The following is a 13,509-nucleotide window of genomic DNA, read 5'->3' as shown; positions in this document are numbered from 1 at the left end:
CGCGCAGGCTCCTGGCGTACGGGGAGGGGGCGGGCGCCGGCCGCTGGTGCGGGGCGCTCAACGGGCGGGGCGGGGCTCGATTCGGTGGATCAGGGAGGCATGGTGCCGGTGGCCCTCCCGGGGCGCCGTCCCTTGTCTCCGACGGTCCGACTCCAGAATCGGGCCAAATATCGTCAAGGGGTGTGTATAGGCTGTCGGCCGCAGTTGTCCCGCCCGACCGACCGGAGTGCTCTCGGTGACCATCGCCCTCGATCCGTCCGACACCACCCCCGCCCCCGACTCCTCCGAGTCCTCCGAGTCCGGGGAGAACTTCTGGGTCCCGGAGGTCTCCGCCGCGCCGGAGGCGCCCGAGGAGGCCGCCGAGGAGGAGACCGGTGGGGAGGAGGCCGGCGGTGAGGAGGCCGCCGCCGACCGCGCCGACCACGACCCGGTCGTCGTCCGGGACGCGCGGGACTTCGGGGTGTACGCGCGAACCGGAGGCTGGACGTTCGCGCTCAAGGTGGCGCGCAGCGTGCGGCCCGGCGGCCAGCCGGCCGAGGGCACGGCGCGGAAGGTGTCGGCGCGGGCGTTCGCCGCGCTGGCCGGCTGCTCGGCGGAGCGCGTGATGCGCCACTACAAGGCGTGGGACATGGCGGCGGACGACGGTCTGGTGCCGCAGTTCGAGGTCCTGGAGCCGGGCGTCGACATCGAGCTCCCGGACGCCGACGCGTGGCTGTCGTACTACACCTCCCGCAACAGCGCCTCCTCCGTGCGCGGCCAGGCGATCAGTGCGGCGGCGGAGGCGGAGGGCATCCGGCCGACGAAGGCGCTGGAGGTGGCGGAGAACCCGACGGCGCTGCGGGCCGCGATCCTCGCCGACCCGGGGACGGCGGAGGCGGCGCGCGGGGCGCTCCTCGACCGGATGAAGGAGGACCCGGCGCTCCAGACGGAGATGGCCCGGGCGATCGCCCGCACCGACGACCTGAAGAAGGCGGTGGCGAGCGAGGCGAAGGTCGCCGACCGGGTCGGCTACGTCCGGCAGATCGTGGAGAGCGGGCAGGTCAGGACCCCCGCCGGGCAGACCGTGGCGGCCCCGGCCGAGGTGCGGGCGGAGGCCGAGCGCCATCTGTCGCTGATCGACGAGCTGGACGACTCGGAAGAGGCCGGCGAGTGGGCCGGCGAGGCGTACGAGTCGGTGAGGGGGCTCGTCGCCAAGGCCGTCGAGGAGGACCCGGCGCTGCGGGTGCAGGAGCGCAGGACCCGCTTCTACAGCTCCCTCCAGAAGGCAACGAAGGTCTTCGAGGAACTGACCCTCGACGAGGTGATGGAGGAGGAGATCTACGAGGAGGACATGCTCCAGCGCCTCGAAGCCCTCCAGGAGGCGATCGGCAGCTGCATCGCCGCCCTGCGCAAGGCCGCGCCGACCGCCTCCTGAACGACGTGAGGGGCGGTGCCGGGGTGACCGATCACGCGCCGCCCCTCACGGGCCCGCCCACACCACCTCAGGAGAGGGTGGCCGCAGCGTTCCTCGGGTCGCCTTCAAAACCCCCGCACGCCCGAAGCGTGCCGTGCACGACCGTGATCGTGTAGGAGCCCATCAGAGTCACCGGCTCCCTGCTGTCGTAGGGCTGCGGCAGGTCCGCCGCGGCGAGGACGTCGGGCCATCGGAAGGACCACTCGTTCTTTCCCTCGGGTACGGGGATCTCGATCTCCTCTCCCTTCGGGAGCTTCATGTAGACGGCGACCGGCTCATCCGCCAGCCGGTCCCCCGGCGTCCTCACACCGACCGTCGCCCGGGAGACGAACCGGTCGCGCGAGGCGAGCGGCCTGACGGAGACCGTGTAGGCGTCCGTGTTGCTCACCGGCAACCCCTCGTCGCCCATGCCGTCGCCTTCCAGGGCGCACTGACCCCGCACGGGGTTGAACGCCAGCGAACCGACGAGGGTCGCCACCCGGTCTTCCATCAGAGGGACCGTGGGCTCGTCCTCCGGGGTCTCGGACGGGGGCACATCGGCCGCCTGCTCGACGGGCGGGTCCGTTGTGGCGGCAGCCGCGTCGGGCATGGGGGCGGAGTCCGGCACCGACGGAGCCGCCACGGGCGTGCCGCCGTGGTGGTCGGGCAGGAGCCAGGGGCCGAGAGCCAGGCCGAGAGCCAGGGAGGCGGCCCCCACGGCGATGAGTGTCTTCCTGCTGCCCCGGGGGCGGTCCGCCCGTCCTGCGGCGACCGTGGGCGTGCCGCTCGCGGTCGTTCCGTCCGCGGCATCTGCTGCGGACGGGCGCCGGAAGGCCGCCACCGTTCTCTCGTGGCCGTAGGAGCGCAGCGACGTCAGGTGGGCGAGGATCGCGCTCAAGGGCGGCCGCTGCCGCGGGTCCTTGTCCATGCAGGCGGCGATCAGATCCCGCAGCTCTTCGGGAACCTCACCGAGCTGCGGCTCCTCGTGCACGACGTGGTACTGCGCGGTAAGGGGCGTGACCCCCCTGAAGGCGTGCCCTCCGGAGGAGGCGAAGGTCAGCACCGCCCCCAGGGCGAAGACGTCGGAGGCGGGGCTGACGGGCCTGGCCTGCACCTGCTCGGGGGAGAAGTAGCCGGGTGTGCCCAGCACGGCCCCGGTGTGAGTGGCCTGGCTGAAGTCGGTGGCGTACGCGAGCCCGAAATCGATGATCTTGGGGCCGGCATCCGTGAGCAGGATGTTCCCGGGCTTGAGGTCGCGGTGGACCAGGCCGGCCTTGTGGATCGAGGACAGTCCGAAGGACAGCCCCAGAGCGAGATCGACGACGGCCGGCAGCGCCAGCGGGCCACGCGTCTGTACGTGGTCCCTCAGCGAGGGCCCCTCGACGTACTCGGTGGCGAGCCACGGCTCGCTGCCCTGGGTGTCGAAACCCACCACGCGGACCGTGTACGGACTCCTCACCGAACTGGCCGCCGCGGCCTCCCGGGCGAACCGGCGCCGGAAGCCCTCCTCCATGGCGTGATCGCTCCTGATGGTCTTCACGGCCACGTGGCCGTCCCGCCCCTGCCGGGTGGCCAGGTAGACCGTTCCCATGCCGCCGCTGCCGAGCCGGGCGACCAAGCGGAACGAGCCTATCTCCGCCGGGTCGCCGTCCTCGAGGTCCCACATACGTCCGCTCCCTCACTCCGTGACGGGCGCAGACGATAGCCCGTCGCCGGGCGGCCGCATCGCGGTCGCCCGGCAACGGAGCCGTCTTGTGACGGAGTTGGACCGATCACCGACCGGAACACGCCACCCTGACGCGATGTCACCTACGTCAGGCGTTCCGGCCGAGGACGGGCTCGGGCCCGGGTCAGTCCTGGTGGCCGAGCTGGAGGTCGCGTTCGGTGCGGCCTCCGCCGGCCACCTGGAGGACGGTGGCGACGGGCGGGTAGCCGGCGGCGATGACGGTGTACTCGCCGGAGGACAGGTCGACGAAGCGGAAGGTGCCGTCGGGGCCGGTGGTGAGGGTGTCGACGACGTTGCCGGCCGCGTCGAGCAGGGTCACGCGGGCGTCCTCGACGGGCCTGCCGCCGCCGGCCCTGACCGTGCCGCGCAGGACCGCTCCGCCCGCGAGCTCGATGTCCTGGCGGGTCTCGCGGGAGGACTGGACGCTGACCGGGACGGCGGCGGGCCGGTAGGCGGGGGCGCTGGCCGCGAGGGTGTACTCGCCGGCGACCAGTTCGGTGATCACGTATCCGCCCTCGCGGCCGCTGCGGGTGGAGGCGACGACCTCGCCGCGGACGTCGGTGAGGGTGACGGCGGCGTCCCTGACGGGGGTGCCGTCGGCGGTGAGGACGCTGCCCGCCAGGCGGCCGGCGCCGCCGAGGACCACGTCGAGTTCGACCGGACGGTCGCCGACGGTCACGGAGACGGCCTGCGGCTGGTGACCGCCCGCGGCGGCGATGAGCACGTACGAGCCGCCGCCGGGCACGCTGAGCGCGTACCGGCCGTCCTCGCCGCTGGCGCCGCGTCCGATCTGGCGGCCGCCGACGTCGATGAGGGTGAGGGCGGCGCGCGGGACGCGGCTGCCGTCGTGGTGCCGGACGGTGCCGCAGACCGGCACCCCGGTGTGGGGCGGCAGGGCGACGGGGGCGGGGGCGGCGTGGCGGGCGTGCGGGACGGCCGGGCCGTGGCCGGTGTCGAAGGGGGCGTCGGTGGCCTCGGGGGCGGGGGTGGGGTGGGACACCAGCGGTTGCTCCTTGAGGAAGAAGGCGAGGACGAGGCCGAGCACGAGGACCGGCACGAGGTAGAGGAAGATCCGCGGCATGGCGTCCGCGTACGCCTGGACGTAGAGGTCGCGCAGGGCGGGCGGCAGCGCGTGGACGGTCCCTGGGGTGATCGCCTCGGCGGGCGGGATGGCGGCCCCCTGGACGCCGGGGTCCTGGACCGACGGGAGCCGGTCGGCGAGGGCGGAGTCGAGGCGGGCGGCGAAGACGGTGCCGAAGATCGCGGCGCCGACGCTGCCGCCGATCTGGCGGAAGTAGTTGTGGGCGCTGGTGGCGGTGCCGAGGTCGGCGGGGCGGACGCTGTTCTGCACGGCGAGGATGAGCACCGGCATGATCAGGCCGATGCCGGTGCCGAGGACCGCCTGCCAGAGGCTGTGGGTGAGGCGGGGGGTGCCGATGTCCATGCGGGAGAGCAGGCCCATGCCGAGGACGGCGAGGGCGGAGCCGAGCACCGGGTAGATCCTGTAGCGGCCGGTGCGGCTGATGAGCTGCCCCGAGACGACCGAGGCGACGACGATCCCGCCCATGAGCGGGAGCATCAGGAGCCCGGACTCGGTGGCGGTGGCGCCCTCGACCATCTGGAGGAAGCTCGGCAGGTAACTCGCGGCGCCGAAGAGGGCGATGCCGACGACGGCGCCCACGAGGGCGGTGACGGTGAAGACGGAGTCGCGGAACAGCCGCAGCGGGATGAGGGGTTCGGGCGCGAAGTGCTCGACGACCAGGAAGAGCAGGACCGTTCCGGCGGCGCCGCAGCCGAGGCCGATGATGACCCGGTCGTCCCAGTCGTACTCCGTCCCGCCCCAACTGGTCAGCAGGACCAGGCAGGTGGAGGCGGCGGCGAGGAGCAGGGTGCCGAGGACGTCGAAGCGGGCGCGGGCCTTCGGCTTGGGCAGCTTGAGGACGACGGCGACGACGGCGAGGGTGACGAGCCCGAAGGGGACGTTGAAGTAGAAGCACCAGCGCCAGGAGACGTGGTCGGTGAAGAAGCCGCCGAGGAGGGGTCCGGCGACCGAGGCGAGACCGAAGGCGGCGCCGATCAGGCCCATGTAGCGGCCGCGTTCGCGGGCCGGGACGATGTCGGCGATGATCGCCTGGACGCCGATCATGAGGCCGCCGGCGCCGACGCCCTGGAGGGCGCGGAAGGCGATGAGCTCGTCCATGCTGCGGGACCAGCCGGCGAGTCCCGAGCCGATGACGAAGACGACGATGGCGAAGAGGAAGACGCTCTTGCGGCCGAGGAGGTCGCCGAGCTTGCCGTAGACGGGCAGGCCGATGGTGGAGGTCAGCAGGTAGGCGGTGATCGCCCAGGACATCCGGTCCAGGCCCTGGAGTTCGCCGACGATCTTCGGCAGGGCGGTGGCGACGATCATCTGCTCCAGGGCGGCCAGGAGCAGCGCGAGCATGAGGCCGAAGAAGACGAGCCGGACGCGGCGGGGGTCGAGCGGGGTCTCGGCCGGGGCGGGCGGCGGGGGTCCGCCGGGCGGGCCGTCCTCGGGGAGCGCGGGGGCTCCCCCGGCGTCCTTCACCAGCGCGATCGCACCCACGTACGGCTCCCCTCGTCATGGCGTCGCCCCCGGCGCGGCGGCCTCGGCGCGAAGGCGCCCTCGGGGACGCGCCATTCTTCGCATCAGGCGCGAAGCGGGAGCAAGTCGGGCGCAGGGGGCGGGAGGTGGCCCTGCGACGGGCCGCGGGGGGCGTGCGGCGGGGCACGGAGGGGTGCGTGCGGCGCTCATCAGCGCGTTTGCGGAACTCCCCGCGCCCCCTGGGCACTTCGGGCGCCGGTACGGGGGCGGCGGGGAATCCACTCGAATCGGTGAACGCCCTGGGCGTTACTTCTCGGTCTCGGCCGCGAGGTTGGCGAGGATCGCGTCGTAGATCCGGGCGAGGCCCTTGGGGGCGAAGGCGCGCTCGAAGAAGCCGCCGACACCGCCGGCGCCGCTCCAGACGGAGGTGACGACGGCGCGGGACTTCCCCTCGCCGGCCGGGGTCACGGTCCAGGTGGTGACCATGGAGGAGTTGCGGTCCTTCTCGACGAGCTGCCCGTCGGTGGGCTCGGTGACCTCCAGCAGGCAGTCGCGGACGCGCTTGCTGGTGGCCTGGAGCTTCCAGTGGACGAGGGTGCCCTCGCCGTCGCCGCCCTCGCGCACCTCGTACTCGCTGAAGTGCTCGGGCAGCAGCTTCGCGCGCGCGCCGCTGTAGTCGGCCAGCGTGTCGAACACGGTCTCCGCGTCCGCCGCGATGATCCGTTCCGTCGTGGCCTCGACCTGCGCCATCGCATTTCCTCCAGCTCATGGTTCTTCGGGGGTGTTTCGGGGCTGCGGGCCAAGCGAACCACGAGCCCCGCGGCGGGCGAAATCGGGGTCGCGACGATCAAGGGAACAGTTGTTCTATTCTAGTCCCCACAGAAGTCGAACATGCGAACGAAGTCGATCGAGGAGGCGCCCATGCGCTGGGACCATCTGGGCGACACCCCGTCCGCGCCCGCCGACGCCGCCCTGTTCGGCGCGGACGCGGTCACCACCCGGACCTTCGACACGCCCGAGTTCCGCGGCATCACCTTCCACGAGGTCCGGGCCCGGTCGATCCTCAACCGCGTCCCCGGCGCCTCCCGGATGCCCTTCGAGTGGACCGTGAACCCGTACCGCGGCTGCACGCACGCGTGCGTCTACTGCTTCGCCCGCAAGTCCCACGGCTACCTGGACCTCGACACCGGCCTCGGCTTCGACACCCAGATCGTGGTGAAGACCAACGCCCCCGAGCTGCTCACCCGCCAGCTCGCCTCCCGCCGCTGGCAGGGCGCGCACATCGCCATGGGCACCAACGTCGACTGCTACCAGCGGGCCGAGGGCCGCTACCGCCTGATGCCCGGCATCCTCACGGCGCTGCGCGACCGGGCCAACCCGTTCTCCCTCCTCACCAAGGGCACGCTGATCCTGCGCGACCTGGAGCTGCTCACCCAGGCCGCCGAGGTCACCGAGGTCGGCGTCTCCGTCTCGGTCGGCTTCACCGATGAGGAGCTGTGGCGGACGATCGAGCCCGGCACCCCCTCCCCGCGCCGCCGCCTCGACGTGGTCCGCACGCTCGGCGACCACGGCATCGGCTGCGGCGTCCTCATGGCCCCCGTCGTCCCCTTCCTCGGCGACTCCCCCGAGCAACTGCGCGCCACCGTCCGCGCGATCGCCGAGGCCGGCGCCGTCTCCGTCACCCCGCTCGTCCTCCACCTGCGGCCGGGCGCCCGCGAGTGGTTCACGAGCTGGCTCGCCCACCACCACCCCGACCTGGTCGGCCGGTACGAGCGGATGTACGCCGGCGGGGCCTACGCGCCGACCTGGTACCAGCGCCACATCACCCGTCAGGTCCACGAGCTCGCCGCCGAGTTCGGCATCGGACCGGCCCGTCGGGACGCCCCGCGCCGCATCGCGCGCCCGCGCGAGGACCCGCCGGACGCCGCGGCGAGCGGACCGGAGCAGCTCACCCTCCTCTGAGCCCGCCGACACGCCGCGAGGTCACCTGACACGCCGTCGGCGCGCCCTCCGTTCGGGTCGTTCCCGGGCACAACAGGTCGTGTCCCGCGCCCGGCGGGGCACTCCAGGCTCCATGACCACCCGCGCAGGAATGCTGATCGCCGCTGGGGCGCTGGTCGCCGGGACGGTCGCCGTCCTGCCCGCGTCCGCCGCGGGCACCGGTGAACCGGTCCCCCGCCCCCTCCCCCCGCTCACCTGGACCGACTGCGGCACCAAGGCGTACCCGAAGCTCCAGTGCGGCACCCTGAAGGTGCCGCTCGACCACGACGACCCGGCCGGCCGGAGCATCACGCTCGCGCTGACCCGGATCCCGCACACCGCGAAGACCTTCCAGGGCCCGCTCCTGGTCAACCCCGGCGGCCCGGGCGGCAGCGGCCGCGGCATGGCCGGCTACGTCGCCGCCTCGCTGCCCGCGAAGGTCGCCGCCCAGTACGACGTCATCGGCTTCGACCCGCGCGGCGTCGGCAGGAGCGAGCCCGCGCTCGACTGCCGGCCCGGCCACTTCGACCCGGTGCGCCCCGACTCGGTGCCGCGCGGCGCCCGGGCCGAGCGGACCGCCCTGGAGCGCGCCCAGGCCTTCGCCGCCGCCTGCGACAAGAAGCACGCCGACGTGCTCCCGCACATCGACACCGTCTCCGCCGCCCGCGACCTCGACCTGATCCGCGCGGCGGTCGGCGCCGAACGGATCAACTACCTCGGCTACTCGTACGGCACCTATCTGGGCGCCGTCTACGCCCGGCTGTACCCGGAGCGGGTGCGGAGGATGGCGCTGGACTCCGTGGTCAACCCCCACGGGGTCTGGTACGAGGACAACATCGCGCAGGACTACGCCTTCGACACCCGCCACAAGGACCTCATGGCCTGGGTGGCGAAGCACGACGACGCGTACGGGCTCGGCAAGGATCCGGCGGCGGTCGAGGCCGCCTGGTACCGGATGCGCGAGGAGCTGCGCGACGCGCCGGCGGGCGGCAAGGTCGGGCCGGGCGAGCTGGAGGACACCTTCCTGCCCGGCGGCTACTACGACGGGTACTGGCCGAAGCTCGCGAGCGCCTTCTCCGCGTACGTGAACGAGCGGGACACCGCCCCGCTCGTCGCCGCCTACGAGAAGTACGGCGAGGCCGACTCCGCCACCGACAACGGATACTCCGTCTACACGGCCGTCCAGTGCCGGGACGCCGCCTGGCCCAAGGACTGGAACGTCTGGCGGAAGGACAACTGGGAGGTCCACGCCAAGGCGCCCTTCTCGACCTGGAACAACGCCTGGTACAACGCGCCGTGCGCGTTCTGGCCGGTGGAGCCGCTCACCCCGCCGGACGTCACCAACGACCAGCTGCCGCCGGTCCTCGTCCTCCAGGCCACGGACGACGCCGCCACCCCGTACGAGGGCGGGCTCGCCCTCCACCGGATGCTGCACGGCTCCAGCCTGGTCGTCGAGCAGGGCGGCGGGAACCACGGCGTGACCCTGGCCGGCAACGAGTGCCTCGACGGGCACCTGAGCACCTATCTGGCCACCGGCACCGTGCCGCGCGGCGAGGGCGGGTCGGAGGTGGACGCGGTCTGCGCCGCGCTCCCGGCCCCCGAGCCCGCCCCGGCCCCGAAGCCGAAGACCGGGAAGGAGACCGGCAAGGAGACGCGGGAGCGGGTCGCGGCCGTCGACGGGACGGCCCTCGGGACCACCCTCCACGGGCTGCTCGGCCACGTGCGCTGATCCGTGGCCCCCGTCGCTCCCGGCGCCCGCGCCCCGGAAGGGCGCGGGCGTCGTCGGTGACGCGGGCGGCGGGCGGTCAGGCCCCCGGGCCGCCGAGGAGGGTCAGGGAGCGTTCGGCGGCCCGGCCGAGGCGGGGATGCGGGAGGGCGGCTTCGAGGACGTCCCGGGCGGCCGGGTCGCCGAGGGCGCCGAGGCCCTCGACGCAGGCGAGGCCGACCCGCCAGTGCGGGTCGCCGGCCACGAGGCGGCGCTCCAGGACGGTGACGAGGGCGGGGACGGACTCCGGCGCGCGCAGGTCGGCGAGGAGCCGGACCGGCAGGAGGGCGTAGGCGGCCCGGAGTTCGTTGGTGGCGAGGGCGGCGGCGGCGCGTGCGGTGCGCGGGTCGCCGAGCCGGACGAGGGCGTGGGCGGCGGTGACGCAGCGCTCGGGGTCCCGGTGGTTGAGGAGGAGGACGAGGGCCTCGAAGGCGCGCGGGTCGCCGGCCGTGCCGAGCCGGTAGGCGGCGATCTCGCGGGCCCAGAGCGGCTGCCCCGGCGCGGTGAGGAGCCGGTGGAGTTCCTCGGGGTCCGCGGTGCGGGCGAGTTCTCCGAATGCGGGAGGGAGCTTTCCTTCTTCGTTCTCGATCTGATCCCTCAATCGATCGATCATCGAGCAGAATTCCGGATCTCCGGAGTCGATCTCGGAGTTGCCCTCGGCGATTTCCATGAAACCGAGGCTATCCGCGATCCACATCACATTTTCTCGACTTCCCAGGACTGGCGCGCTCGTTACCGGCCGGTTAATCTCAAGTGAGCGGGGAACCCCCGCACTTCTCGCCGCGGCCTGGTGACGCAGCCGTGGCGAGCGCTGGTCGGTTCGGCAGTTCTCGACGTGGCTCAGGGACAGAGCCCGCGTCCTCCCTCTTTTCCCAAGGCCCTCACCGCCGTGTGCACCGGGGCCGCATCCCCGTACACGGCGGAGCCGTCTCCGCGTTCCGTGGCGCCGCCCTCCGTGCGGCCGGCCGCGTTCCCCGGCATTTCCCGCGCCCTTTTCCCCGTGCGCGCGCACCGCCTTCAGTCGTCACTCTTCCTCCCAGGAGTCCCCTGATGGACACCCCTCTCTCCACCATCGCCGTCGTCGGTCTCGGCACCATGGGCACCGGTATCGCCGACGTCCTCGTCCGGGCCGGCCGTGAGGTCGTCGGCATCGACGTCAGCGAGTCCGCGGCCGCCCGTGCCGTCGCCGCCCTGGAGGCGTCCACCGCCCGCGCCGTGGCCCGTGGGCGCATCACCGAGGACGAGCGGCAGGACGCGCTGGCGCGCTTCCGGGTCTACTCGGACCTCCAGGCCGCCGCCGCGGCCGACCTCGTCATCGAGGTGGTCCCGGAGACGTACGAGACCAAGCAGGAGGTCTTCCGGGCGCTCGACGGGATCGTCCGGCCGGACGCCATCCTCGCGACCGGCACCAACGCCCTCTCGGTGACCCGGCTCGCCGCCGACTCCGCCCGCCCGGAGCGCGTCCTCGGCCTGCACTTCTTCGCGCCGGTCCAGGCGATGAAGCTGGTCGAGGTCGTCTCCTCGGTGCTGACCGACCCGCGGGCCGTGGAGGCGGTCACCCGGCTCGCCGAGGACCTCGGCAAGGAGCCGGTGGCGGTCGGCGACCGGGCGGGCTTCATCGCGGACGGGCTGCTCTTCGGCTACCTCAACCAGGCCGCCGCCATGTACGAGGCCCGCTACGCCTCCCGCGAGGACATCGACGCCGCCATGAAGCTGGGCTGCGGCCTGCCGATGGGCCCGCTCGAACTGCTCGACCTGGTGGGCATCGACACCGCCCGCACCGTCCTGGACGCGATGTACCAGGCCTCCCACGACCGGCTGCACGCCCCCGCGCCGATCCTGAAGCAGCTCTCGGAGGCCGGTCTCACCGGCCGCAAGGCGGGCCGCGGCTTCTACACCTACGCGGCGCCGGGTTCGGCCGAGAAGGTCGCCGACGCGCCGGCCCCGGCGGCCGCGGGCGCCGGCGGCACGGGCCGCGAGGTCCGCTCGGTGGGCGTGGCCGGCTCGGGCACGATGGCCTCCGGCATCGCCGAGGTCTTCGCCAAGGCCGGGTACGACGTCGTCCTCGCCGCCCGCTCGCAGGAGAAGGCGGACGCGGCCAAGGCGTACATCGCGAAGTCGCTGGCCCGCTCGGTGGCCAAGGGCCGGATGACCGAGGAGGCCCGCGAGGAGACGCTGGCCCGGATCGCCCCGGCCGGTTCGCTGGACGCCTTCGCCGAGGTCGACCTGGCGGTCGAGGCGGTCGCCGAGGACCTGGCGGTCAAGCAGGAGCTGTTCGGCCGGCTCGACAAGATCTGCAAGCCGGGCGCGGTGCTCGCCACCACGACCTCCTCGCTGCCGGTCGTGGCCTGCGCGAAGGCGACGGACCGTCCGCAGGACGTCATCGGCATGCACTTCTTCAACCCGGCGCCGGCGATGAAGCTGGTCGAGATCGTCCGGACGGTCCTGACCGCCGACGACGTGCACGCCACCGTCCGCGAGGTCACCGCGAAGATCCGCAAGCACGGGGTGGACTGCGGCGACCGGGCCGGCTTCATCGTGAACGCGCTGCTGTTCCCGTACCTGAACAACGCGGTCAAGATGGTCCAGGAGCACTACGCGACGCTGGACGACATCGACACCGCGATGAAGCTGGGCGGCGGCTACCCGATGGGGCCGTTCGAGCTGCTCGACGTGGTCGGCCTGGACGTCTCGCTGGCGATCGAGAAGGTGCTGCACCGCGAGTTCCGCGACCCGGGTCTGGCCCCGGCGCCGCTCCTGGAGCACCTGGTGGCGGCCGGCTGCCTGGGCCGCAAGACGGGGCGCGGCTTCCGCGAATATGCCCGGCGCTGAGCCCGAGGAGCCCGCGCGGGGGTGGGGAGGGCTCCTGGAGCCCTCCGGCGGTCCGCCCCCGCGGGCGCGCCTTCCTGCACGGATGCAGTACGTTCGGGTCATGCCCAAGGCCGTGAAGACACCCCGTGCCACCTCTCCGTCCGACGCTCAGGAGAGCGCGGCGGGGACCCGTGCCGCCGCACAGCGGCTGAAGATGCGGCGGGAGCTGGCGGCCGCCGCGATGGAGCTCTTCGCGACGAAGGGGTACGAGGCCACCACCGTCGACGAGATCGCGGCGACGGCCGGGGTGGCCCGGCGGACCTTCTTCCGCCACTTCCGGTCCAAGGAGGAGGCGATCTTCCCGGACCACGACGACACGCTGGTGCGGGCGGAGGCGGTGCTGAACGCGGCGCCGCCGCACGAGCACCCGCTCGACACCGTGTGCCGGGGCATCAAGGAGGTCATGAAGATGTACGCGGGCGCGCCCGCGATCTCCGTGGCCCGCTACCGGCTGACCCGCGAGGTGCCGACGCTGCGGGAGCGCGAGATCGCCTCGGTGGCCCGCTACGAGCGGCTCTTCACCCGCTATCTGCTCGGCCACTTCGACGAGCGGGACCACCACGACGGCAACGACGACCCGCTGCTCGCCGAGGTGGCGGCCTCGGCGGTGGTCACCGCGCACAACCACGTGCTGCGGCGGTGGCTGCGGGCCGGCGGCCAGGGGGACGTGGAGACCCAGCTGGACCACGCCTTCGCGATCGTCCGGGAGACCTTCGGCTCGGGCATAGGCGCGGGCCGTCCGGCCCCCTCCCACCCCTCCTCCCCCGCCGCCCCGCAGGCCGTCAGGCCCCCGCAGGAGGCGCCGGCGGCACGGGTCTCCGCGGCGGGTGACGTGGTGGTCGCCGTGGCACGTACCGACGCTCCGCTCGACGAGGTCATGCGGACCATCCAGCAGGCACTCACGAAGGGCTGAGACCCGCTTCTCCCGCACCTTCGAAGGTCTGGCACGAGGGCCGCCCCCGGTTTCCCGGGGGCGGCCCTCTTCGCGTTCCCGCAGCTCAGAGCGGCATTCGATCGATCATCGCTCATCCGTGAGCACCTTTTCGCATCTGAGAGAAATTGTTGGCACGCAGTGCCTTGTCACGTGACACGGCGTGCCATACGTTGATCTCGTCCGGGTGGCCGGAGCACCGGGAAAGCCCGCGCTCCGGCTGTCCCCACGGCCCCACGGC

General features: G+C 73.2%; 9 protein-coding genes. 5 read left to right on the top strand and 4 right to left on the bottom strand.

Annotation, left to right across the window (positions count from 1 at the left end):
* The first annotated feature begins 235 nt into the window (after positions 1-235).
* Entirely contained in the window at positions 236-1,414 is a 1,179-nt protein-coding gene (locus IE245_RS07880; RefSeq protein ID WP_189946025.1) for a hypothetical protein, read from the top strand.
* Between the two features lie 67 nt (positions 1,415-1,481).
* Here IE245_RS07880 and IE245_RS07875 read toward each other — a convergent pair whose 3' ends face one another.
* The 3 genes from IE245_RS07875 to IE245_RS07865 form a co-directional block, all read right to left on the bottom strand.
* Positions 1,482-3,098 (bottom strand): serine/threonine-protein kinase, encoded by a 1,617-nt coding sequence (locus tag IE245_RS07875; RefSeq protein ID WP_189946024.1) that lies wholly within the window; start codon positions 3,096-3,098, stop codon positions 1,482-1,484.
* Positions 3,099-3,282: 184 nt separating this feature from the next.
* The gene (locus IE245_RS07870; protein ID WP_229851131.1) at positions 3,283-5,742 is read right to left on the bottom strand and encodes an MFS transporter; all 2,460 of its coding nucleotides are present in this window, start codon (positions 5,740-5,742) and stop codon (positions 3,283-3,285) included.
* A 285-nt stretch (positions 5,743-6,027) separates the two neighbouring features.
* Positions 6,028-6,471 carry an SRPBCC family protein gene (locus tag IE245_RS07865; protein ID WP_189946023.1) on the bottom strand — a complete coding sequence of 148 codons (444 nt, stop codon included), beginning with the start codon at positions 6,469-6,471 and terminating at the stop codon, positions 6,028-6,030.
* Between the two features lie 171 nt (positions 6,472-6,642).
* On the opposite strand from IE245_RS07865, the gene IE245_RS07860 reads away from it, so the two are divergent.
* Both IE245_RS07860 and IE245_RS07855 read left to right on the top strand, forming a co-directional pair.
* Complete coding sequence (locus tag IE245_RS07860; RefSeq protein WP_189946144.1) at positions 6,643-7,683, top strand: Rv2578c family radical SAM protein; 1,041 nt, start codon at positions 6,643-6,645, stop codon at positions 7,681-7,683.
* 112 nt (positions 7,684-7,795) lie between these two features.
* The gene (locus tag IE245_RS07855) at positions 7,796-9,430 is read left to right on the top strand and encodes an alpha/beta hydrolase (RefSeq protein ID WP_189946022.1); all 1,635 of its coding nucleotides are present in this window, start codon (positions 7,796-7,798) and stop codon (positions 9,428-9,430) included.
* Positions 9,431-9,506: 76 nt separating this feature from the next.
* On the opposite strand, the gene IE245_RS07850 is transcribed toward IE245_RS07855, so the two are convergent.
* A complete protein-coding gene (locus IE245_RS07850) occupies positions 9,507-10,136 on the bottom strand; it encodes a HEAT repeat domain-containing protein (RefSeq protein ID WP_189946021.1) in 630 nt (209 codons plus the stop codon).
* A 380-nt stretch (positions 10,137-10,516) separates the two neighbouring features.
* Here IE245_RS07850 and IE245_RS07845 point away from each other — a divergent pair, with 380 nt between their 5' ends.
* Together IE245_RS07845 and IE245_RS07840 are read left to right on the top strand one after the other, a co-directional pair.
* Positions 10,517-12,298 carry a 3-hydroxyacyl-CoA dehydrogenase family protein gene (locus tag IE245_RS07845; RefSeq protein ID WP_189946020.1) on the top strand — a complete coding sequence of 594 codons (1,782 nt, stop codon included), beginning with the start codon at positions 10,517-10,519 and terminating at the stop codon, positions 12,296-12,298.
* A gap of 82 nt (positions 12,299-12,380) precedes the next feature.
* Positions 12,381-13,250: a TetR family transcriptional regulator gene (locus IE245_RS07840; protein ID WP_373305291.1), complete on the top strand. Its 870-nt coding sequence runs from the start codon at positions 12,381-12,383 to the stop codon at positions 13,248-13,250.
* Positions 13,251-13,509 lie beyond the last annotated feature (259 nt).

Origin of the sequence: Streptomyces roseolus (genome assembly GCF_014649855.1) — a bacterium.
Lineage (GTDB): Bacteria > Actinomycetota > Actinomycetes > Streptomycetales > Streptomycetaceae > Streptomyces > Streptomyces roseolus.
The sequence above is the reverse complement of the archived record's forward strand: the minus strand, read 5'-3'. Positions and strand labels throughout refer to the sequence as shown.